Source organism: Caulobacter sp. ALps2 (assembly GCF_058681635.1).
This window is the reverse complement of sequence record NZ_CM178743.1, coordinates 5130559-5150655: the sequence shown is the minus strand read 5'-3', so window position 1 is coordinate 5150655 and position 20097 is coordinate 5130559. Positions and strand designations below refer to the sequence as shown.

17 protein-coding genes are annotated in these 20097 nt (G+C 68.8%); 9 read left to right on the top strand and 8 right to left on the bottom strand.

The features are described from left to right. Positions 1–134: 134 nt before the first annotated feature. From kduI to ACW173_RS24280, 4 genes are all read left to right on the top strand, one after another. The gene (gene kduI / locus ACW173_RS24295) at positions 135–1064 is read left to right on the top strand and encodes a 5-dehydro-4-deoxy-D-glucuronate isomerase (protein WP_492082720.1); all 930 of its coding nucleotides are present in this window, start codon (positions 135–137) and stop codon (positions 1062–1064) included. Positions 1065–1107: 43 nt separating this feature from the next. Further along, complete coding sequence (locus ACW173_RS24290; protein ID WP_492082719.1) at positions 1108–2301, top strand: glycoside hydrolase family 88/105 protein; 1194 nt, start codon at positions 1108–1110, stop codon at positions 2299–2301. 31 nt (positions 2302–2332) lie between these two features. Then, complete coding sequence (locus tag ACW173_RS24285; protein WP_492082718.1) at positions 2333–3088, top strand: FadR/GntR family transcriptional regulator; 756 nt, start codon at positions 2333–2335, stop codon at positions 3086–3088. A gap of 114 nt (positions 3089–3202) precedes the next feature. Further along, the gene (locus ACW173_RS24280; RefSeq protein ID WP_492082717.1) at positions 3203–3529 is read left to right on the top strand and encodes a DUF8776 family protein; all 327 of its coding nucleotides are present in this window, start codon (positions 3203–3205) and stop codon (positions 3527–3529) included. Here ACW173_RS24280 and ACW173_RS24275 read toward each other — a convergent pair whose 3' ends face one another. Genes ACW173_RS24275 through ACW173_RS24265 form a run of 3 tightly spaced genes read right to left on the bottom strand, consistent with a single transcriptional unit; the run spans position 3530 to position 7573 of the window. After that, positions 3530–4975 (bottom strand): efflux transporter outer membrane subunit, encoded by a 1446-nt coding sequence (locus ACW173_RS24275; protein WP_492082716.1) that lies wholly within the window; start codon positions 4973–4975, stop codon positions 3530–3532. After that, positions 4959–6497, bottom strand: a complete 1539-nt coding sequence (locus ACW173_RS24270; protein ID WP_492082715.1) for a DHA2 family efflux MFS transporter permease subunit — start codon at positions 6495–6497, stop codon at positions 4959–4961. The genes ACW173_RS24275 and ACW173_RS24270 overlap by 17 nt, the downstream gene beginning before the upstream one ends. Next, entirely contained in the window at positions 6494–7573 is a 1080-nt protein-coding gene (locus ACW173_RS24265; protein WP_492082714.1) for an HlyD family secretion protein, read from the bottom strand. Before ACW173_RS24265 ends, ACW173_RS24270 begins: the two co-directional genes overlap by 4 nt. 121 nt (positions 7574–7694) lie before the next feature. Here ACW173_RS24265 and ACW173_RS24260 point away from each other — a divergent pair, with 121 nt between their 5' ends. Both ACW173_RS24260 and ACW173_RS24255 read left to right on the top strand, forming a co-directional pair. Beyond that, a complete protein-coding gene (locus tag ACW173_RS24260; RefSeq protein ID WP_492082713.1) occupies positions 7695–8639 on the top strand; it encodes a LysR family transcriptional regulator in 945 nt (314 codons plus the stop codon). Between the two features lie 80 nt (positions 8640–8719). Continuing rightward, positions 8720–9448 (top strand): response regulator transcription factor, encoded by a 729-nt coding sequence (locus tag ACW173_RS24255; RefSeq protein WP_492082712.1) that lies wholly within the window; start codon positions 8720–8722, stop codon positions 9446–9448. Here ACW173_RS24255 and ACW173_RS24250 read toward each other — a convergent pair. From ACW173_RS24250 to msrA, 3 genes are all read right to left on the bottom strand, one after another. Next, positions 9445–11439, bottom strand: a complete 1995-nt coding sequence (locus tag ACW173_RS24250; protein WP_492082711.1) for a HAMP domain-containing sensor histidine kinase — start codon at positions 11437–11439, stop codon at positions 9445–9447. The genes ACW173_RS24255 and ACW173_RS24250 overlap by 4 nt on opposite strands. Beyond that, positions 11436–12161, bottom strand: coding sequence for a response regulator (locus tag ACW173_RS24245; protein WP_492082710.1), 726 nt, complete (start codon positions 12159–12161; stop codon positions 11436–11438). Before ACW173_RS24245 ends, ACW173_RS24250 begins: the two co-directional genes overlap by 4 nt. A 316-nt stretch (positions 12162–12477) precedes the next feature. Beyond that, on the bottom strand, positions 12478–13002 hold the full coding sequence (msrA, locus tag ACW173_RS24240) for a peptide-methionine (S)-S-oxide reductase MsrA (protein ID WP_492082709.1): 525 nt from the start codon (positions 13000–13002) through the stop codon (positions 12478–12480). A gap of 159 nt (positions 13003–13161) precedes the next feature. Between msrA and ACW173_RS24235 the strand changes: the two genes are divergently transcribed. The 3 genes from ACW173_RS24235 to ACW173_RS24225 all read left to right on the top strand — a co-directional run bounded on the left by ACW173_RS24235 (position 13162) and on the right by ACW173_RS24225 (position 14902). Next, on the top strand, positions 13162–13320 hold the full coding sequence (locus ACW173_RS24235) for a hypothetical protein (RefSeq protein ID WP_492082708.1): 159 nt from the start codon (positions 13162–13164) through the stop codon (positions 13318–13320). A 157-nt stretch (positions 13321–13477) separates the two neighbouring features. Then, positions 13478–14494: a ribosome small subunit-dependent GTPase A gene (gene rsgA, locus ACW173_RS24230; protein ID WP_492082707.1), complete on the top strand. Its 1017-nt coding sequence runs from the start codon at positions 13478–13480 to the stop codon at positions 14492–14494. A 90-nt stretch (positions 14495–14584) separates the two neighbouring features. Next, positions 14585–14902 (top strand): hypothetical protein, encoded by a 318-nt coding sequence (locus ACW173_RS24225; RefSeq protein WP_492082706.1) that lies wholly within the window; start codon positions 14585–14587, stop codon positions 14900–14902. Positions 14903–15009: 107 nt separating this feature from the next. On the opposite strand, the gene ACW173_RS24220 is transcribed toward ACW173_RS24225, so the two are convergent. Beyond that, a complete protein-coding gene (locus ACW173_RS24220; protein WP_492082705.1) occupies positions 15010–18054 on the bottom strand; it encodes a TonB-dependent receptor plug domain-containing protein in 3045 nt (1014 codons plus the stop codon). 152 nt (positions 18055–18206) lie between these two features. Continuing rightward, positions 18207–20012, bottom strand: a complete 1806-nt coding sequence (locus tag ACW173_RS24215) for a CIA30 family protein (RefSeq protein WP_492082704.1) — start codon at positions 20010–20012, stop codon at positions 18207–18209. Positions 20013–20097 lie beyond the last annotated feature (85 nt).

Genomic DNA, 20097 nt, shown 5'->3' with positions numbered 1-20097 from the left:
TGCCCTATCCGCCGTACCGGAAAGCTGAATGGACTCAATGACAACGTTGGACACGCCCTGTGCGCGTCTTCGGCCTTTACGGCCGTGCATGCGGATTGGTAATGTCACTTCAGCAACCACAAACGAAACGGGGGATGGGTGCGCGCCTGCGAGCGACCGTCGACGAGGTCGGCGGCCAGCGGTCCGACGTCCCCCCACGAGGCCGTGACCCGCCGATGACCGTGCAGATGGACTACCGTGAAAGCACCGACCGCGCGGGTATCAGCCGCATGACGGGGCGCGAGCTGCGCGACACCTTCGTCATCGACAGCCTTTTCCGTCTAGGCGAGCTGGGCTTGTCGTATCTGGAAATCGAGCGGGCGGTGGTCGGTTCGGCCACGCCGACGACCGCGGCCCTCAGCCTGCCGACCCACAAGGAACTGGCCTCGCGGTTCTTTTGCGAACGCCGCGAGGTCGGCGTGATCAACATCGGCGGTCCGGGTTCGATCACCCTGGACGGTCAGCGCTTCGAGATGACCCGCCACGACAGCCTCTATGTCGGCCGTGGGACCGAGAGCGTCAGCTTCGAGAGCGACAACGCGGCCGATCCGGCCAAGTTCTACTTCGTCAGCTATCCGGCCCACGCCAGCTATCCCAGCAAGCGGGTGCGCCGCGACGAGGCGCGCACGATCCAGGCGGGGGAGGCGGGGACCGCCAACCGCCGGGTGATCCGCCAGGCCATCCGTCCCGGCATCGTCGAGACCTGCCAGCTGGTGATGGGCTTCACCGAGCTGGAGGACGGCAATGTCTGGAACACCATGCCGCCGCACACCCACCGCCGGCGCAGTGAGATCTACATGTACTTCGACGCCGCGCCGGGCCGGGTCATGCACCTGATGGGCGAGCCGGCCGAGCCGCGCGCGGTGTTCATGGACGAGGGCGAGGCGGTGTTCTCGCCCAGCTGGTCGATCCACAGCGGCGTCGGCACCGCCCGCTACAGCTTCGTGTGGTGCATGGGCGGCGAGAACCTGGAGTTCGACGACATGGACATGTTGGCCGTCTCCGACCTCGGTCCGGGCGCATAAGCACGAGACAACGGTACAAGAAAAGAATGGGGAGAACGCTTCGGTGACATTCAAGACCTTCCTGAAGGCGGCGGCCGCGGTGGCCATCCTGGCGGGAACCGCCGCGCCCGCCGTGGCTGGGCAGAAGTCCGCCGTGGTCGGCGCGCCGGTCTCGGCGATCGACGCCGCCGGCCGCAAGGTCGCCGCCTGGCAGCTGGCCCACATGGACAATTTCGACTACGTGCCGGTGACCTCGTTCCGCAAGGACACCGAGGCCCCGCGCGACTGGATCCAGGCGGCGTTCTACATCGGCCTCTACACCTTCGCCGACCAGACCCAGGATCCGTACCTGGCGACGGCTGTCCTCAAGCACGGCGAGGCCGAGCAGTGGGGCTTCGACCACCGCCCGCGCCACGCCGACGCCGACGCCACCGGCGCGGTCTGGGTCTGGGCCGCCGGACGCACCAAGGATCCCAGCAAGCTGACCCCGATCCGCGCCCGCTTCGACGCGGTGCTGGCCGATCCCTCCAAGGTCTCGCTGGACTTCGCGCCCAAGCCGGCCAAGGGCGACCCTTACTGCCAGGCGCGCTGGTGCTGGAGCGACGCCATCTTCATGGCCCCGCCGGCCTGGGTGTCCCTGACCAAGGTCAGCGGCGACAAACGTTACCTGGCCCATGCGGACAGCGAATTCTGGGCGACCCACGACTATCTGTTCGACAAGACCGAGCACCTCTATTTCCGCGACAGCCGCTTCATCACGCGGCGCAGCGACGCCGGCCAGAAGATCTTCTGGGGGCGTGGAAATGGCTGGGCCTTCGCCGGCCTCGCCCGGATCCTGCAGGACTTGCCGGTCAACCACCCCAGCCGTCCGAAGTATGAGCTGGCCTTCAAGCAGATGGCCGCCAAGATCGCGACCCTGCAAGGCGCGGAGGGCTACTGGCCCGTCTCGCTGCTGGAGCCGCAGAAGACGCCGGAGACCAGCGGCACGGGCTTCTTCGTCTACGGCCTGGCCTGGGGCGTGAACCATGGCCTGCTGTCGCGCGCCAAGTACGGTCCGGTCATCGACAAGGGCTGGAAGGCGCTGGACGCGGCGATCGAGCCGGACGGCCGTCTGGGCTGGGTGCAGCGCGTGGGCGTGGCGCCGGACCAGGTCGGTCGCGACGACACGCAGCTGTACGGCGTGGGCGCGTTCCTGCTCGCCGCCAGCGAAGTGCGCCGGCTAGGCCAATCTTCTTCCCAAGGTCAGGTCAAGCAGTAGAATAGCCCGGTAGAATCCATAGCGAGGATCAATGCGCGGAGCGCCGGACCCCCAGAAGCTCTATCAGCAGGTGGCCCGCTCCATCGCGGCCTCGATCGCCGAGGGGCGCTACGCCCCCGGCGACCGCCTGCCGTCGGAGCGCGGGTTGGCCGACTCGTTTGGAGTTAGCAGACCTACGATCCGCGACGCCATGATCGCCCTGGAGTTCCAGGGCATGGTCGAGGCGCGGCAAGGCTCGGGCGTCTATGTGACGGCGCGCGGCAAGTCCGAGGACGATACGACAGAGGCCGAGGTCAGCGCCCTGGAGTTGACCGAAGCCCGGCGCCTGTTCGAGGGCGAGGCCTGCGCCCTGGCCGCCGCCGCCGTCAGCGACGAGCAGATCATGGCCCTGGAGCGCATCGCCCGCGACCTGGCCGGCCTTGCCGGAACCGAGGACGGCGAGCGGCTGGAGCACGACTTCCACCTCGCCGTGGCCCACGCCACCCGCAACGCCGCTATCGTCGCGGCGGTCGAGGAGATCTGGACTCTACGCCGCCAGTTCCCCGGCTGCGGCGGCCCGCTGCGACGCGTGCGACTGGCCGACCCGGAAGGCTTCGCCGAGGATCACCGCCGCGTCGTCGCCGCCTTGCGCGACCGAGATCCCAAGGAGGCGCGCCGGGTGATTCACGAACACCTGAACCGCACGGTCGAGGCCCTATTGTCCATGGCCGAGCGCGACGCGCTGGAGCGCACGCGTGTTGAAATGGCCGAGCGCCGCGACGAACTCCTGCGCCGCACAGCCATCTGACGTTGTCCTTGACGACCCGATGTTCCGAGGCGCGATAATTCGCCGCACAAATCAAGGCCTTGCCGCCGTAGGGCGACGCGTGTTGACCTCCCTCCCAGGAATCAGGGGGTAATGATGTCGGATAATTTGGCGCCTGCGAGCGTTGAGACGGTGCTGAAGGCGATCTCCACGGAGATGTCGCTGGCCGCCGTCGCCTGTGGGCATCTGGATGTGGCGCTGGGCAAGATCCTCGAGGTCGTGCCGGATGAGCACCGCCTGTCGGTGATGCAGGAGCTGCACACCGTCGACCTGCTGGCCCAGCACATCACCGCCCTGACGGACTTCACCGGCAACCTGTCGCAGCAACACGGCCAGGGCGTTCTGGAGGTCAACGACTCCCTGAACGCCATCACCCTTGGCGATGTCGCCGCCCGCCTGCGCGCCTCGATCGCGCCTGAATAACTAGCTGGTGCGCCAGTCGGCGCCCGTCGCCGCGAACAGGCGGATAGCGTCCACAAGTCGCTGACCCTCGGCCCGCGCGCGGGCCGAGCGGGCGGCGTTCAGCGTGCGCTGGGCGTCGATCACTTCCAGCATCGTGCCGCCGCCCTTGTCGAAGGCCGCCTTGGCCAGGCGAAGGCGTTCGCCCGCCTGCTGCTCGGTGCGGTCGTGGGCGGCCAGGGCGTTCTCGTCCGCCGACAGGGCCGACAAGGCGTCCGCCACCTGGCCGAACGCGGTCAGCACCGTCTGCTGGTAGCGGGCCGAGGCCGCGCGGGCCGCTTCGCGGGCCTGCTGCCGGCGAGCCTTCAACGCGCCGCCGTCGAACAGCGGTGCGGTGAGGCCCGCGCCGATGTCCCAGCCGCTGGCGTCATACGAAAAGAGGTCGCCCGGCTTCAACGCGCCCTGGGTCAGCGACGCGCTCAGCTTGATATTCGGATAGAGGTCGGCGGTCGCCACGCCGATGTCGGCGGTGGCCGCGTGCAACTCGGCCTCGGCGGCCAGGATGTCCGGACGCTTGCGGACCAGCTGCGAGGGCAGGGCGACCGGGACCGGCGCGCTCAGGGCCATGGCCTGGAGGTCGAAGGCCGGCGCGGTCCAGTCGGCCGGAGCCTTGCCGACCAGAACGGCCAGGGCGTGGCGGGCGGCGGCCAGCTCGCCTTGCAGGGCCGGCAGCTGGGCGCGGTCCTCTTCCAGCTGGCTGGCGGCCGAGACCTTGGCCAGGCTGGTCGAACCGCCCAGGGCGTTGGCCTTGCGGATCAGCTCGATATTGGCCTGGTCGTCGGCGATCATCCGCTCGACGCTGGCGATCCGCGAGCGCAGCGTGGCGATGGTCGCCGCCTGCAGGGCGACATTGGCGGTCAGGCTCAGATAGGCCGCCTCGGCGCGGCGGCCTTGCGCCTCGGTCCGCGCGGTCGCGCTCTCGATGCGCCGCTTGTTGCCGCCCCACAGGTCGAGGTCGTAGCTGACCGCGCCACCGACCGAATAGAGGCTGAAGGTCGGGTTGGTCAGCTTGATGTCGCCGAAGCCCGTGAAGCCGAACGCTTGCAGGTTGGCGCGCTCGCGGGCGATGCCAGCATTGCCGGTGACCTGCGGGCCGGCGACGCCGCGCGCCTGGGCCAGGGCCGACTGCGACTGCGCCAGGGTGGCGTCCGCCTCTGCCAGGGTGGGGCTGTCCTTCAGCGCCTGGCGGATCACGGCGTCCAGCTCGGGTGAGTTCAGGGCCGTCCACCATGGGCCTGCATTGGCCGCATCGGCGTCGAGGCGCGCGGCGGCCGGAGCGGTCTCGCCCGCGCCCAGGCTCGAGGCCGTGGTCGGCGCGGCGGGAGCCTTGAAGTCCGGACCCACGGTCGCGCAGGCCGTGAGAGAGGTGGCCGCCAGCAGGACGGTGATCAGCTTAGTGGTCGGAGACATTGGCGGCCTTCGCCCCGGGCTTGGGGGTACGCATGAGAAGGATGAGCGGCGCGCAGGCGATGGTGATCACCAGCATCAGCCGGAAGTCGTCGAGATAGGACAGCATCGCCGCCTGCTTGCCGATCAGGCCGTTGAAGGCGGCCATGGCGGCCTGGCTGGAGAACAGGTGCGGCATGTAGGCCTGGTACAGCGGGTTGTCGGGCCGGGCGTGCTCGACCAGCACCGCGTGGTGCTTCTCGATGCCGCTAACGAACAGGGCCTGCATGATCGAGATGCCGGCCGCCGAGCCGATGTTGCGGATCAAGGTGAACAGGCCCGCGCCCTCGGCCCGGTGCCGCGGCATCACCTTGGCGAAGGCGATGGTGCTGAGCGGCACGAAGATCAGGCCGGTGCCGACGCCGGACAGGAAGCCCGAGGTCACCAGCAGGGTGGTGTCCATCTGCAGATTGTAGTGGCTCATCTGCCAGAGCGAGAGGGCGCTGATGGCCAGGCCGATGCTGAGCAGCAGCTTGATATTCATCCGCCCCATCAGCTGGCCCACCGCGAACATGGCGATGAAGGAGCCCAAGCCGCGCGGCATCGAGACCAGGCCCGTGAAGGCGACCGGATAGCCCAGCAGGGTCTGCATAAGCGGCGGCAGCAGGGCCAGGGTGCTGTAGAGCAGAATGCCGATGAAAAAGCCGAACAGGCAGCAGGTGATGAAGTTGCCGTCGGCCAGCAGTTCGCGGGCCACGAACGGCTTCTCGGCGGTGGCTAGCTGCACGCCGAACACCCAGACGGCGATGATCGCGATGATCAGCTCGATCCAGATCTCGCGCGAGCCGAACCAGTCCTGGCTGGGGCCGCGATCGAGCATCAGCTGGAAGGCGCCGATGGCGATAGCCAGGGCCAGGAAACCCAGGGTGTCGAACTTGCGCTTCTCGCTGCTCTTCTTCTCGGACAGGAAGAAGAACACGCCGCAGAAGGCCAGGATGCCGATTGGCAGGTTGATGAAGAACACCCAGCGCCAGTCGAGATTGTCGGTCAGCCAGCCTCCAAGGCCGGGGCCGAGGAGGGGACCCAGCACCGCGCCGGCGCCCCAGACGGCCATGGCCTGGCCGTGGCGCTCGGGCGGATTGATGTCCAGCAGCACGGCCTGCGACAGCGGGATCAGCGCCGCGCCGAACAGGCCTTGAAGCAGGCGGAAGAGGACGATCTCGACCAGGTTCTGGGCCACGCCGCACAGCATCGAGGCCGCCGTGAAGCCGATGATCGAGACGATCAGCACCATCTTGCGGCCCATCCGCTCGGTCAGGAAGCCGGTCAGCGGCGTCATGATCGTCGAGGCCACGATGTAGGAGGTCAGCACCCAGGTGATCTGGTCCGCCGACGCCGAGACGCTGCCCTGGATGTGGGGCAGGGCGACGTTGGCGATGGTGGTGTCCAGCGAGATCATGATCGTCGCCAGCATCACCGAGATGGTGATGGGCGTACGATTGGCGACGTCCCGGGCGTGACCCTCCTGGAGCGCCTTGGGGGTCATCCGTGGCGGCCCGACCGGATGTCGACGGTGGCTTTTGCGCTGAGGCCGGCGGACAGGTTGGCCGGCGGCGCCTGGTCAAGCGTCAGGCGCACGGGCAGGCGCTGGACGACCTTGACCCAGTTGCCGGTGGCGTTCTCGGCCGGCAGCAGGGCGAAGCTGGAGCCCGTGCCGGGGCTGAAGCTGGCCACATGGGCCTTCAGCGGCTTGTCGTAGGCGTCGACCTTGATGGTCGCGGCCTGGCCGACGCGCATATGGGCCAGCTGGTCTTCCTTGAAATTGGCCTCGATCCAGGGCTGGCCCGAGATCAGCCAGAACACCGGCTGCGAGGCAGTGACGCGGGCGCCGACCTGGAGCTGCTCGACCTTGGCCACCACGCCATCGGTGGGGGCGACCACGGCGGAATAGGAGCGGTCCAGCCTGGCGCGTTCCAGCTTGGCGGCGGCTTCAAGCACGGCCGGCTGGCGCTCGGTGGCGGGGCTGGCGTCGCCGCCCAGGTCGGCCAAGGCGGTGACGACCTGCTGCTTGACCACCGCGATCTGGCGCTGGGCCTGGTCGGCGGCGTGGCGGGCCTCGTCGGCTTGCGCCTTGGTGGCGACGCCGGCGGCGGCCAGGTCGCGCTGGCGGGCGGCCTCGCGCTGGGCGTAAGCGGCGGTTTCCTGGATGGCGGCCAAGTCGGCCAGGCGCTGGGCGTAGACCGCGCGCTTGCCCTGGACGTCGAAACGGGCCTGGGCGAGGGCGGCCTCGGCCTCGGACACCGCGACCTGGTAGTCGGCTGGGTCGAGGCGGAACAGCACCTGGCCCTTCTTGACGGGCTGGTTCTCGTGGACAACGATCTCGACGACGCGGCCATCGATGCTGGTGCTGATCGCCGTGCGGCTGGTCTGGACGTAGGCGTTGTCGGTGGTCTCGGACTTGCCGCCGCTCAGCATCACGACGCCAGCACCGACCAGGATGATCGCGGGCACGCCGATCATCAGCGGCCAGCGCAGCCGCTGGCCCAGGGTCTTGCTCCGCCGCTTGCGGGCCGCATCGACCTCGGCCTCAGCGATAGCGTCGTAACCTTCAGCGTCGCTCACGCGCTGCTCCACGTATCAATAGGTTTTGGGGAATCCTCGAGGTTCGTTCGGGTCGCGAACCTTGGCCGGTCAAATAGGACTCCGCCTGTCATGAGGGAAATGATATGTCTTCACGACAGCCATGAATGCCGTGAATTTCAGAACCGCCGACCTCAATCTCTTCCGGGTGTTCGTCACCCTGCTGGAAGAGAAGAACGCCACGCGCGCCGGCGAGCGGCTTGGCCTGTCACAGTCGGCGGTCAGCCACGCCCTGCGCCGCCTGCGCGAGATGGTCGGCGACGACCTCTTCATCCGGGGGCGGACAGGACTGCGTCCGACGCCCCGCGCGCTGGAGATCGCCGACACCGCCCGCACGGCCCTGAAGCTTTTGGAGACCGCGGTCACCGCCCAGAAGTTCGACCCGGCCGTCGACCAGCACGTTTTCCACATCGCCACCGGGACCTACATCTCCTACGTCCTGGGTCCGTTGATCGCCGAGCGGGTGCTGGCCACGGCGCCAAACATCCAGATCCACTTCCGCGGCCTGTACGCGGGCATGACCGAGGATCTCGACACCGGCGGCCTCGACATGGTCATCGGCTGTTTCGAGGCGGTCCCGGGGCGGTTCACCCATACTGAGCTTTTCGAAGAGTCCGGCGTCTGGGTGCTGCGCAACGGCCACCCGGCCCTGGCCGCCGGCGTCGACTACGAGACCCTGGCCCGCCTGCCGCGCCTGGGGGTGAAGGGCGGCAACGACGATCCCGACCGCACCTCGGCCGGCCATTTGGGCCTGCGTCGCATCACCTCGTGGGGCGAGACCTACGCGCTGGGCGACGATCCCTACCAGCCGTTCTCGGTGCAGGACTCGTTCAGCGCCATGAACATGGTCAGCCGCTCGGACATGACCTGCATCCTGCCCCGTCGCCTGGCCCAGATGGCGGCCGAGCGCGGCAAGGTGGCGATGATCGAGCCGCCGAACGCCCCGCCGCCGACGCCGTTCGGCGCGGTGCTGCGGGCCACCGACGGGCCGGACTCGCCGAACGCCTGGCTGCTGCGCCTGTGCCTTGAGGCGGCCTTGGCCCTCTAGCCGCAATCGCGTCACAATCGGCGCCCGGCCAATACAAACCGGCCAAGTTTTCCGCCCCCGCCAACGGTTAAGCCTAGCCGATGCGGCCCAGGATCCTGCTTGTCGATTCCAACCCCGAGGTACTGGCCAGTCTGGCCGACTTCCTGGCGCGGCATGATCTGGAGGTTCTCCAGGCCAGCTCGGCGCGGGAGATGGAGCAAATGCTGGGCCGGGCCGAGGTAGACGCGGTGGTCCTCGACCTGATGCGGCCCGGCGAGCACGGCCTGACGGCCTGCGGCAAACTGCGTGAGCGTACCCCCGCGCCGGCTGTCATCGTGGTCAGCGCCGTGGCCGACGAGGCCGACATCGTCGTGGGGCTGGAACTTGGCGCCGACGACTACTTGGCCAAGCCCTGTCGACCGCGCGAACTCTTGGCCCGTCTGCGGGCGGTGCTGCGCCGGCGTGGAGACGCCGCGCGGCTGGTCCGGGATCTTGCGCTCTCCGACAGCTATCGCTTCGAGGGCTGGCGGCTCAACCCGGCCACCCACCAGCTGTTCGACCCCCGCGATCGACCGGTGGACTTGTCGCCGGCCGAGTTCAACCTGCTGCGCGTTCTGGTGGCCAAGCCGCTGGAGATCGTGCCCCGCCGCGAACTGATGCCCGGCCGCTCAGCTGTCGAAGACCAGGCGCGGGACTTCCAGATCAACGTCGCCATGAGCCGCCTGCGTCGCAAGCTGGCGCGGGCCGAGGGCGGGGCGCGGCTGATCCGCACCGTCCGCCACTCCGGCTACCTGTTCACGGCGCCGGTCGAGCGCATCTCCGCCTCTTAAGCCGCCGCGCGCATTGACCGGGCCTGCGGCAGGCGCAGTTCGGCGATCAGGCCTGGATCGGCCGCCCGCAGGCGCAACTCGCCCCCGTGGGCGCGGATGGTCGAGCGCGACACCGACAGGCCCAGGCCGACCCCGGCCTTGCCCGACGCCCGCGCGCCCTCGCTGCGGTAGAACGGCTGGAACACCCGCTCCATGTCGTCGGGCGACAGGCCGGGGCCCTTGTCGGCGACCTCGATGAAGGCCTCACCGTCGCGGACGTCCAAGCTGACGCTGGCCTGCTCGCCGTACTTCAGGGCGTTGTCGATCAGATTCTCGACCACCCGCTGGACGCCGACCACGTCGATCTCGGCCAGCACGGCCGGACCAGGTTCCAGCCGCGCGGGGCCCGGGGCGTCGTCCACCACCACCTCCAGCAGCGAGCGCAGGTCGACGATCTGGCGCGAGGCCACGTGGGTTTCGTCGCGCATGAAGGCCAGCACCGAAGCGATCATCTCCTCCATCTGGTCCATGTCGCGTCCGATCGCCGAGCGCAGGGCGGGGGAGGCGCGTTCCAGCTTGAAGCGCATGCGGGTCAGGGGCGTGCGCAGGTCGTGCGAGATCGCCCGGATCATGCCCGTGCGGTCGTCGACATAACGCCTCAGGCGTTGCTGCATCAGGTTGAAGGCGTCGGCGGCCTTGCCGATCTCGGCCGGACCCGACAGCGGCGGCAGGTCGGCCGAGGGTTCGCGGCCCAGCCGGTCGGCGGACTCGGCGAACACTTTCAGCGGCGCGGCCAGACGCCAGGCGACGAAGAAGGCGAGCGGCGCGATCAGGGCGACCGACAGGCCAAACCATAGCAGCACCCGGCGCTGCCAGCTGTTGGGGAAGCCCTCGGGGCGCGGACGCACGGTGGCCCAACGGCCGTCGTCCATCTTCATGGCGGCGACGAACTCGCCCTCGACATAGGGCGCGCGGCCCAGGCTGAAGGCGCTGGCGACGGTCGGCGGCGGCAGGGTGTGCTCGGCCACGGCGGCGACCGCGGGCGCGGTGGCCTGGGGCAGGTGGGTCAGCGGCGCCCGGGCGACCTCGGCCTCGACGGCGGGGCGGATGGGCTCCAGCGGTTCGGGCGTAATCACCGGCGGGGCGGGAGCCGGCGCGATGACCGCTGGCGCGGGCGTGGCCAAGCTGGGCGTTGGCGCGCGCGGGGATGTCTCGGCGGAGGATGTGCTGGTGAAGACGAACCGCGGCGCGGGACGCGCGAACACGGCGGCGTCCAGCCGCGAGCGGATGATCGGCCCACGCGCCGGACCGTTCAGGATGTCCGGTCGGCCCGACATCTGGCCGCCGATGGCCGGGCCCATCCCTGGCGAGGCGCTCGGACCCCGGATCGCCGAGGCGCTCGGCATAGGGTTGACGCCCGACGGGCGCGGGACGCGGGATTGCCGCTGTGACATCGGCGGGCGCTGGAAGACGCTCTGGGCGGATATGAAAGGCCTGCGGGCCTCGCCCACGAGGCCGGGGCGGACCATGGGCGCGCCACCCGGCATGCGGCCAGGACCGCCCATCATCATCGGCGGCGGACCGCCAGCGCCGCCAGCCTGTCCGACCTGGATCATGCGGGGGCGCGGACCCTCGACGCGCGCCGGAGGCGGCGGCATCGGTGCGCCGGCCAGGGGCGGCGGGGCGTAGAACAGCAGGCGCACGTCGCTTTCGGCCGCGCCGACCAGCCTGGCCAGGTCTTTCGTCGCGGGGGGCGAGACCACCCAGCCGGGGCTGGCCAGGCTGGGGGCGGTATCCTCGAACGAGAGCACCAGCGGACGCTCGCGATCGCCCGACGTCTCGCCGCCGCGCAGGGCCGCGCCGATGTCCGAAAGGCTGTACTGGCTGGGCGGGGCCGGTGGGAAGAACACCGTCAGCACCAGGGTCACCACCTGGGCGGTGGCCAGGGCCCCGACCACGATGGCCAGGATGCGGGCCCACATCGGCGGGCTGAGGCGTTTGCTCCAGGTCATTCGCGGACCACTCCGGCGTCCAGCATGTAGCCGACGCCCCGATAGGTTCGGATCAGTTCACGATCCGTCTGGTCCTGGATCTTGCGACGCAGGCGGCTGATATGCAGGTCGACCGCCCGGCCCGTCTCGTCGGCCTCGTCGGAGCGCAGGAGGGCGATCAGGTCCTCGCGCGGCGCCACCTGGCGAGCGCGTTCGAGCAGGGCGCCCAGGATGGCCAGCTCGCTGCGGGTCAGCAGCAGGATCGCTCCGTTCGGCGCGCGCAGCTGACGCGCGGCCAGGTCCAGGCGGAAGTCGGCGAAGCGGTAGACACTGGTCTTGCGTGTCGCGGCGCCGGCCGGGCGGCGACGCAGCAGGGCCTTTACGCGGGCCAGGAGCTCGCGTGGCATGATCGGCTTGACCACGTAGTCGTCGGCTCCGAGCTCCAGGCCCAGGATCCGGTCGATAGGGTCGCCTTGCGCCGTCAGCATCAGGATGGCCGGACCGTCGCCCCCGGCCAGGGTGCGGCACAGCGACAGGCCATCCTCGCCGGGCAGGTTGACGTCCAGCACCGCCACCTGGATCGCGCGCTCGGCCAGGATCTTCCGCGCGGTCGGCACGTCGCCGGCCTCGTGCACGACATGGCCGTTGTCGACGAGGTAGGCGGTCATTTCCCGGCGCAGTTCGAGGTCGTCCTCGACCAGCAATATTTCGGCGACGGGAGACGTGTCGGTCTGCGGAGTCATGGCGTCGAGCATAGACCATGAGCGTGGCCGCGCGTGCGTCTCGTTTGCCGTCCCTCGCGGGACCGAACGTCGCGCCCATGTCGCGCTGATGGCCTGCTGGCCGCCGCTGCTCACAATCTGGTCTCCGCGCCGCCCCTTCGGAAGTCGGTCGGACCATTAGACCTTAAGATTGTGGGAGCAGTCGGGCGGGTTCGTATTGCGAATGTATCAAACCCTGTCGGCGCCGACACAGTCCCCGCGCGACCAGTGTTCGGCGGCTCGCTGATAGGCCAGCCCTCGGCGCCGGCCTAGGCGGCCGTCTCGGCGCTCGACAGGCCTAACCCGCGGTGGCGGCGGCCTCACGTTGGGGCAGCCGCCAACCCGGGCGAATGAAGTGGCAGGTATAGCCGTTCGGAATCCGCTCCAGATAGTCCTGGTGCTCGGGCTCGGCTTCCCAGAAGTCGCCGGCGGGCGCGATCTCGGTCACGACCTTGCCGGGCCACAGGCCCGAGGCGTCGACGTCGGCGATGGTGTCCTCGGCCGTCTCGCGCTGGGCTTCCGAGGTGTAGAAGATCGCCGAGCGATAGCCGCGGCCGATGTCATTGCCCTGGCGGTTGCGGGTGCTCGGGTCGTGGATCTGGAAGAAGTATTCCAGGATCTGGCGATAGCTGATCACCGTCGGATCAAACTGGATCTCGATGGCCTCGGCGTGGTCGCCGTGGTTGCGATAGGTGGCGTTGGGCACATCGCCGCCGGAATAGCCGACCCGGGTCTTCAGCACGCCCGGATAGCGACGCAGCAGGTCCTGCACGCCCCAGAAACAGCCGCCGGCCAGGATGGCGGTTTCGACTTGGGTGCTCATCGGTTCAAACCCTTTCTGATCCCGGCCTTTTTGATCCTGGCCGGGAAGGCTCCGTTGAAGTGGGAACGCGCGAAGGGATTTCCAGGGTCATGCGTGGGCCTTGGCGGCCCGCGCCGCCCGAGGCGCTTCGTTGCGCATTCGCCAGAGCGTACGCGCGAAGTGTTCGAGGATCGGGCCGCCGCTGCTCTCGGCGATGAGCAGATGGAAGCGTTCATCCGCCGCTTCGCCCGCATCGTCGAGGCTTATCTGGCCGCTGAGGCCACGGTGATCGTCGACAATGGCGAACGGTCGAGCTCGGTCCTGGAAGCCAGCGCCTAAAGACTTGCCGCGCCGCGCACAGATCGCTGGCCGGCGCCGCCCAACGGCCATAGAAGAGGCATGGCGAGCCGCGCGAGTTCGCCGTGATGTGAAAGTCCGTGGTTTGATCAGACAGTACGGATGGTCCGACGCGCTGGAGCGAGCCTTCGAGCCGCATATGCGCGCGGGCCACGTTCCGGGGCGCATTATCGTCCAGCATCGCGATGGCTACAGGGTCGTCACCGCCGAAGGCGAGCTGGGCGCCAAGCCGAGAGGCCGCCTGTTCCACGAGGCCGAGGAAACCGACTATCCCGCCGTCGGCGACTGGGTGGCGCTGTCGCTGGACCCCGTCGACCGCACGGCCGCCGTACACGCCATCCTGCCGCGCCGCACCGCCTTCGTGCGTCGGGCGGCCGACAGCGTGCAGGGCCTGCAGGTCATCGCCGCCAACATCGACGTCGCCTTCGTGGTCACCTCGTTGAACGCCGACCTCAATCCGCGCCGCATCGAGCGCTATCTGGCGGCCGCGTGGCAAAGCGGTGCGCGGCCCGTGGTGGTGCTGACCAAGTCCGACCTCGCCGAAGACCCGCAAGGCCAGGCCGAGGCGATCGCCGTCCTCGCGCTCGGGTGTCCGGTGGTCGTGGTTTCGGCGCGGCAAGGACTGGGGCTCGAGGCTCTGCTGACCCACGTGGCGCCCGGCGAGACCTGTGTGCTGATTGGCTCTTCCGGGGTGGGCAAATCCACGCTGGTCAACGCCTTCCTCGGCGAAGAGCGCATGGCGACCCAGGCGATCCGGGAGACCGACGATCACGGTCGCCACACCACCAGCCACCGCCAACTGGTCCTCCTGCCCGGCGGCGGCCTGATCCTGGATACGCCCGGCATCCGCGAGGTGGGCCTGATCGACGCGGAGGAAGGCTTGGCCGTGGTGTTCGACGACATCGAGCGCCTCATCGAAACCTGCAAGTTCAACGACTGCGGCCATGTCAGCGAGCCCGGCTGCGCGGTGCGGGGGGCGCTGGAAAATGGCGCCCTGGACCCTGCTCGTTGGGCCCATTTCCAGAAGCTGGGAGCGGAATTGGCCGCGATGGAGGAGAAGGCCGCGCGGCTGGCCAGGGAGGCCGAGCGCCGCCGCTTGGCGGGGCTTCAAAAGGCTTACCGCGCCACGAAACGCGACGCCCGCGGTCAGGACTGATCAGGACCGTCGTCGGGTCGTGTTCAGAATGTAGACGTCACCTCGCGCGAACCGGGCTAGGTGAAAGTTCAACCTTACGAGAGATGCCCCATGTCCGCCTTCACCATCGTTACGACCAGCGCGACCCAAGGCAGCGATGCGGCGGAGGTGAGCACGTTGAGCGACGATTTCGCCAACGAAAGCGAAGCCTTGGGATATTCGCGCCGCATGGCCGAGGAGATGGTGGGCATGGCCCATCAGCTCGCGCTCGACTTCGACTACAGCACCGTCGGCCTCTATGACGGCGACCTGATCGACGAAGAGGTCGACCCGACGCATCCCGCCTTCCTTGGCGCATGGGTCCTGGACGAGGAGGGCGTCGCCTTCGTCGGGGCGGACGAATTCCGTGACGGACCGGACGCCGCCTAGGGCGCGGCCAACCATAAGGCGTGGTCGTCGGCGCCGGACCAAGGTCCTCGGTCGGCGCCTAGAACGGAGCTGGGTCCGCGCTCCCCTTGGGGAGCGCGGACGATTGGCTAGAAGGTCTTGCGGATGCTGGCGTAGAAGTACCGGCCGTAGGGCTGGTACACCGTGCCGAGATAGCCGTTCGACGACAGCGGCGGGGCCTCGTTGGTCAGGTTGCGCACACCCAGCTTCAGGCGGGTGTTGGCCGCCCAGCCCTTGGTGAACTCGTACTGGCCATAGACGTTGGTCGTGACCTGGGAGTCGATGATCCAGGGCGCGCCGGCGGAGTCGATCAGGCCGGTATCGTCGATATCCGAGACGTATTGGGTGAACACCCCGGCCGAGAACTGGTCGAGGCTCCAGCTCAGGGCCGCGGTCCACTTCCAGTCCGGCTTGCTGTTCTGGCGGATGTAGCTGCCGCCGCCGCTGATCGTGGTGCCCGCGTTGATGGTTCCGGCCGCCCGCGCCGCCATCAGCGCCGCGATCTGCGGCGACGGCTGCTGGTAGAACTTGATCAGGTGAGCGCCGTTGACGTTGAGGTCGAAGTCACCGATCGGCGTGCCGTGCTTGCGCCACATCAGGCCGATGTCGATGCCGCGCGCTTCCTGCGGCAGGGTGTTGACGTACTGATCCTTGACGTAGAGCACCGTGCCGACCGGGGTCAGGCCGGTGCCGGCGAAGGCGGCGACGTCATCGGCCGTCGGGGCGGCGCGGACGACATTGGCGTTCGAACCGCCACCGACGCGTTGCAGATAGTCCAGGATCAGGGCGTTGCCCTCGCCGAACAGGCCGACGATGCCCTTCTGCTTCACGCGCCAATAGTCGGTGGTGAGCGTGAAGTCGCCGAACCGCGACGGGATGAACTTCGGCTGGAAGACGAAGCCGAAGCCCATGGTCTCCGAATCTTCCGGCTTCAGGTCGGGATTGCCGGAGCGCTGCGCCTGGACGCTGAGCGTGCGGCTGCAGTTGCTGAAGCTGGTGATCCGCCCGGCGCGCAGGTCAGCCTCGCAGCGCACATAGTCGGTGCGGGTGTTGGCGCGGGTGACGACCGTGGCGTTGATCTGTTCCAGGTTCGGGGCCTTGAAGCCCTGGGCCCACGAGCCGCGGACGCGGAAACCGTCGACCAGATCCCAGGCCACCGCGACCTTGGGCTTGGCCACCGAACCGACGTCGCTGTACTTCTCGGCGCGGCCCGCGAGCTGGACCTCGACGCTGCGGACCAGCGGAATGCCCATCTCGGGCGAGATCACCGGCACGGCGAGCTCGACATAGGCGGAGCTGACCTTGCGCGAGCCCTTGGTGTCGGGCGACGGGCTGGTGCCGACCATGTCGCTTCCGTAGACAATCCCCGTGACCGAGTTGGTGTAGGTGATCGTGCCGTCGACGTGGGCGTCGCGGTCGTCGTGCTGGGTCTCGCGGCGCCATTCGACGCCCGCCGCCACGCCGACGTCGCCGCCGGGCAAGTGGACAAGGTCGGCCTTGGAGACGCGGAAGTCCCACGAGGCCAGCGAGCTGGTGCTCTCGCGCTTGGACTTGAAGCGGATCGCGTCGATCGCGGCCTGGCTGTTGGGCGTGGCGTCGCCGACGCTGGGATTGGTCACCGTGCCGCCATTGAACGGATTGTAGGCGTCGGCGGTCGACAGGCCGATCTGTTTCTGAGCCGCCGTGGCGCTGATGCCGTCGGAGACGTCCTTGACCGTGGCTTGCGAGTACAGCAGCGCCGACTCCCACTTCCAACCCATGGCGTCGCCGCGCAGGCCGGCCAGGAAACGGGTCTGGTCGTTGGTGACGTCAACCTGCTGCTTGCCGGCGTCGACGAAGTTGTAGCTGGTCAGGGTGACGGCCAGACCCGTGGCGGGGGCGTTGATGCCCGCCAGGCGGTTGGGATTGGCCGCGCCGGCGAAGGTGGTCGGGCCGAAGGGGTTCCAGTAGCTGGAGGCCGGGGCCGTGATCACCTGGGCCGAAGTGGTCGTCGTCGAGGCTTGGAAGGCCCTGGTCTTGGCGTGATAGACGCCCACCTCGCCAAAGGCGGTGATGGTGTCGGTCACGTCGTAGTGACCCGTCACGAAGACGTTCAGGCGCTTCAGCGCCGGCATGACCGTCAGGTCGCTGGCGGCCGCGTTATAGCGCAGGTTGCGGTCGTCGCCCGAGGTGGCCGGGGCGCCGTCGTCGATGCTGACGCCCGCGCCGACGCTGACCAGGCTGCCTGGATAGGTTGTCGGTTGGACGTGGAAGGCGCCGGCCGAGCTGGTGATCAGGCTCGTGCCGACCCGGACCGCCGAAGCGGCCGTGAAGCTGCCCCATGGCGTGACCGTGCCGCGGCCGTCCAGGGAGGTGGCGCCATCGAACCGCGTGCCGGTGAACAGGCCGCGCTTGTCGGCCGAGGCGGTGTAGTCTTGGTCCAGCGTCCGCAAGGCGCTGCGCTTGTCGTAGGTGACGAGGGCAGTCAGGTTGCCGCGCTCGAAATTGCGGCCGAACAGGCCGTTGAACTCGTATTCCTTGAGGTGCGTGCCCTCGGCCGCGCCGTACTGGGCCTCGACATCGACGCCGTCGAAATTGTCCTTCAGCACGGTGTTGACCACGCCGGCCACGGCGTCGGTGCCGTAGATGGCGGCGGCGCCGTCGCGCAGGACTTCCAGGCGCTTGAGGCCCGAGGTCGGGATCGCGTTGGTGTTGTAGGTGATGGTCGGCACCAGGCTGTTGCCGTCGGCCTGGCTGGTCGGGTGGGCGACCACGCGACGGCCGTTCAGCAGCACCAGGGTATTGCCCGATCCGAGGTTGCGCAGGTTCACCGAACCGATGTCCCCGCGGGCGGAGTTGCTGCTGCCCGGCAGGTAGCTGCTGTTGTAGTTGACGTCGCCCATCTGCGGGATAGCCCGGAACAGGTCGTCGCCCGAACTGGCGGCCATGGCGTCCAGCTGCTTGGCGTCGACCACGGTGACGGGCAGGGCGGCCGTGGCCTTCGCGCCTTCGATGCGCGAGCCCACGACCACGATCTCCTCGACGGTGCTTTCCGGCGCGGAGGCGGCGGTCTGGGCGGCGGCTTGACCGCTCCAAGCCGCGCATAGGGCGGAAGTCGCGAGCATGGCGGCGCGTAGCGCCTTGGTGTTGGTCATCTAGTTCCCCTCTTCTTGAATCTCCGCCCCCCAAGAGCGGAGTTTGTCCGTTTTGATCCGACCTGATCGCTCCCTCTCGCCGTCCCTATTTTCGGGCTCGACGGCCCGGACGCGGTCTTCAGGCCGCGCGCCGGGCGAACTCTTATCGATCCTTAGAAGAAGACGACGTTGTCGACCTCGAGCCAGAACTTCTCGCCGCCCTTGCGGCCGCCCATGAACTCGACCTCGGTCAGGTCGGAGGCGGTCCACTCGCCCTTGGCGCCGCGCTCAGAGGCGGGCTTGAGGGCGGAGAACGGAATTTCCACGGTCTTCCAGGTCGAGCCCGCCGTGAACGGCGCCGACCAGCGACCACTGGTCGCGGTGACGCCGAGGGCATAGTCGCCATCGCCGCGGATCTCGAACCGCACGCCCTTGAAGGCGCGGGCGTCGACGGGCTGGATCGAGCCCCGCGTCAGCGGGATGATCACCCCGGCATAGGGCTTGGGCTTCACCGACATGCGGGCGTTGATCGACAGGGCGCGGCCCTGCTCGCCGCGCGGGATCAGCTGGCTGATCTCGACCGTGCGATCCAGACCGCCGTCGGGATCGTCGGTGCGCAGGGTGTCGAGGCTGGAGCGACCGTCGGTACGCTCGAAGTCGTCGATCTGGGCCTTGGCGGGAACCGACGGCATGGTCGTGGCCTGGTTGGCCGTCATGGGCGGTGCGCCCGGACCGAAGACCAGCTTGCCGTCGATGAAGACGCGGTCGGTCTTGCGCACGTCGCCGATGGCCTTCCACGGCTCGCCCTTGATCAGGACGAGGTCGGCGCGCTTGCCCTTCTCGATGGTGCCGCGATCATCCAGCAGGTTGATGACCTTGGCGCTCAGCGCTGTGCCGGCCATCAGAGCCTCCGTCGGCGTCAGGCCCGCGCGGACCATCAGCTCCATCTCGTGCAATGTCGAGACGCCGTGCGGCGTTCCCGGCATGCCCGCGTCGGTGCCCAGCGCGATGATCACGCCGGCGTCGTGCAGCTTCTTGGCGTTGCCCAGGGCGTAGTCGAACTTCTTGAAGCTCTGCTTGACCCGAGGATCCCCCTCGGGGTCGCGCGGCGGCTGGCCGGGCTTGACGGGCTCGTAGACCGCCAGGGTCGGCGTGTCGGCCGTACCGCCCGTCTTGAGGATCTCGATCGCCTCGGCGTCCAGGAGGCGGTCCTGCAGGCTGTGAGTGATGACGTCGACCTTCGAGCAGCCGGCGACCTCGCCGCGGTCGACGCTGACAGTGTGGGTAAAGACCTTGAGGTTGTTCTTGTGGGCTTCGTCGACCAGGGCGGTCAGGGTCCACTCGTCCATGCTGGTGTTGTCCGGCGCGACGCCGTAGCGCCAGCCGTCGGTGAAGGCCTTGATCAGGTCGGGCTTGTAGGGGATCAGCGCCTTGACCGCCGCGCGCGCGGCTTCGGGTGTGTTGACCCACTTGGTCGTGGCCGTGTCGGCCCAGTCGGCGCCGTGGCCGCCCGGCGTGCTCATGCGCGCGGCGAAGTTCACGTGGGGCGCGACCAGGCTCGACAACCACTGGCGACGCGGCGCGAACGATTCCGGCGCGGCGTTGAAGTCGCTGACCGTGGTGACGCCCGAGGACACGTAGGCGGTGGCGATCTGCGGCGTCGTGGCCGGAACGCCGCCCGGCGTCCAGTGGGTGTGCAAGTCGAAGAAGCCTGGCAGCAGGGCCTCGCCCTTGGCGTCGATCACCTTGGCCCCGCGCGGCGCCTTCACGTTCGGCCCGACCTCGGCGATGCGTCCGTCGCGGATGACGACGTTGGCCACATGGGGCGCCGCGCCCGTGCCGTCGAAGACGTTCGCGCCCATGATCGCGATGACTTGGCCGTCCGCGGCCTTGGCCGTCTGGGCGCCTCCGAAAGCGGCGGGCCCGAGGCTTCCCGCCAGCGCTGTGGCCGCCAGAACGGTCATACGGATAGATTTCATGGGCGCGTAATCCCCGACTTCGCCGATACAGACTATCTGATCGACGTGTGGGATTTCCGTTTCCGCCAGTCAGCCGTGTTCAAGG